At 57.7% G+C, this 2,351-nt stretch carries 2 protein-coding genes and 1 tRNA gene; 1 reads left to right on the top strand and 2 read right to left on the bottom strand.

Annotated features, from left to right (window positions below; translation table 11 throughout):
* Positions 1 to 480 precede the first annotated feature (480 nt).
* Complete coding sequence (locus NW863_RS11405; RefSeq protein ID WP_414366455.1) at positions 481 to 1,605, top strand: PP2C family protein-serine/threonine phosphatase; 1,125 nt, start codon at positions 481 to 483, stop codon at positions 1,603 to 1,605.
* 4 nt (positions 1,606 to 1,609) lie between these two features.
* Here the strand turns inward: NW863_RS11405 and NW863_RS11400 are convergent, their stop codons facing one another.
* Together NW863_RS11400 and NW863_RS11395 are read right to left on the bottom strand one after the other, a co-directional pair.
* Positions 1,610 to 1,906 (bottom strand): BolA family protein, encoded by a 297-nt coding sequence (locus tag NW863_RS11400; protein WP_414366454.1) that lies wholly within the window; start codon positions 1,904 to 1,906, stop codon positions 1,610 to 1,612.
* Positions 1,907 to 1,979: 73 nt separating this feature from the next.
* Positions 1,980 to 2,053, bottom strand: a tRNA-Met gene (locus NW863_RS11395).
* Positions 2,054 to 2,351: the final 298 nt, after the last annotated feature.

Raw genomic sequence — 2,351 nt, 5'->3', positions numbered from 1 at the left:
TCCTCCAGCCGGATTTCTCCCCTGGGAGCTTGGCGGGGTGCCGTGGGTGAAGCCGCCTGCGAATCCCGAACGGACGGAGGAGATAAAGGTAGGGGGGATGCACTCATGCAGCAAAGGGCGTTTAACCTCAAAGGTCACTCTAGACCGGCAAAGGATGGGTAAGATGTGATCTGTGTCTCTATGTCCAACGGAAGTCTCTAAAGCAGAGTCTGCCCAAAAACCTCGCGCTGTTATCTATTCCCACCAGTATCTTGAAACAGTCAGCTTTTGGGTAGCGTGCAACCACGGTTTTGGGGCTCCACCGATCGATACGCAACTTTAGCTCTGGTGGACGAGGTTGCTGAGTCTTTCCCCCCTCTTGCCGAGCCGGTTTTTCTGCCCAACCCCTAAGCTACGATAGAAAGTCTGCCTACCGGTATGTCTACCCGGGAGTTGCGGTTTGATGCGTTCTGAATTCGGGTTGATTCAGGATTAGGGTGCATGACGGCCATTTTGATTGTGGACGACGATCCCACCATTCGGCTGGTGTTGAAGCGATCCCTGGAGCGGCAGGGCTACACCGTCGAGATGGCCAGCGGTGGCTTGGAAGGGCTGGAGAAAGCTCATCTCCTAACCCCGGGGCTGATTATCTGTGACTGGATGATGCCGGATATGGATGGGCTGGAAGTCTGCCGGCGCATCAAGACTGATCCCAAGTTTTCCACCACCTTCTTTGTTTTGCTTACTGCTCGCACCGAAGTCGAAGACCGCATCCAGGGCCTGGATGCTGGAGCAGACGAGTTCCTCAGCAAGCCCATCGATCCCAACGAGCTGCGGGCGCGCGTGCGGGCTGGGCTGCGCTTGCATCAGCTCAGCTACGACTTGCAACAGCAAACCGCCAGGTTGCGGGCAGAACTGGCCGAGGCGGCCAGCTATGTGCGTTCTCTTTTGCCCAAGCCGGCCTCTTTCCCCGATCACCGAATAGCCATCGAGTGGTGCTTTTTGCCTTCGCAGGAGTTGGGGGGGGATTCATTTAACTACCACTGGCTAGACGAGGATCATCTGGCCATCTACCTGCTAGATGTGTCGGGGCATGGGGTGGGATCCGCCCTCTTGTCCGTGTCGGTGATGAACCAGCTGCGTTCCCAGAGCCTGCCCGACACCGACCTGCGGCAGCCGGATGCGGTGTTGCGCGCCCTCAACCAATCCTTCCAAATGGGATCCCACCATGACATGTACTTCACCCTCTGGTATGGGGTTTACCGGCCGCGATCTCGCTTGCTTTCTTTTGCCAGCGCTGGCCACCCCCCCGCTCTGTTGGTTGCTCAATCAGATCCCATCCCCCTAGAGCTGAAAACACCCAATTTGCCCATTGGCATTTTGCCCGATCAGGACTTTGCTAGGGACGAAGTGCGGATCCCGGCCAACAGTTGTCTGTACGTGTTCAGCGACGGGGTTTACGAAGTGTCCACCTCGGAAGGGATCTGGGGAATGGAGAACTGGAAGTCGTTCCTAGGCGCCCATGCCTGCATTGGCCTCGATCGCGTTCTGCAACACATCCAATCTTTCCGCGGCAGGGCGGATCTTGAAGATGATTTTTCCCTGCTCCGTATCAGCTTTGGCTAGTAGCTCAAGAAGGAGGGAAGGGGGATGACTGGGGAGCTGAGCCGGGATCTGCTCCCTGAAGCTGCTGCCACTGGGTAGGGGTAAAGGTACGGAGGGCTAGGGCGTGGAGACGGCCATCCTGAAGGTAGGGCTTCAAGGCCTCGTTCACCAGGCGGTGCTGTTTGATGAGGGGGAGGCCTTGGAATTGCTCAGCCACGACGACGGCCTGAAAATGGTTGCCGTCGCCAACTGTATCTTCTACCTGCACCTTCGCGCCGGGCAGGGCAGCCTGTATCAACGCCTCGATTTCCCGCGGATCCATGCGCCGTCTTCCTGGCTTCGGCTCAAGACAACTTAGAGAAGCTCTCCCAATGCCTGCAGATATTGAGTTCTCATAGCGGGGACTGGATTTGAACCAGTGACCTTCGGGTTATGAGCCCGACGAGCTACCAGGCTGCTCTACCCCGCGGCGCTTTCCCAGTCTAGCCTGTTCTCCTAGAAGCCGGCAAGCCTCCAGTTGCCGGCAGGGATCCTTGGAGCGACCGTTGACATACTCCCCAGCCCCAAAGGGCGGGGATTCTTGTTCCGGGTTCCACGACAGCACTTGCTGAGTTGGGTTGCCCTTCCCCAGCAGCGGTGCTCATCTCCCCAAGGGTTCCCTCTTGCAAGGCAGTTCCCCAATGCCCTTGGGCGCTGTTCCACTCAATTCCCAACATCTTCAGGGCCCGGCGCAAAATGTTGAGTGCTGCGTTGGTGCCGAGGATAAG

It is taken from the genome of Synechococcus sp. B60.1, assembly GCF_047462555.1.
Classification (GTDB): Bacteria; Cyanobacteriota; Cyanobacteriia; order Thermostichales; family Thermostichaceae; genus Thermostichus.
The sequence above is the reverse complement of the archived record's forward strand: the minus strand, read 5'-3'. Positions and strand labels throughout refer to the sequence as shown.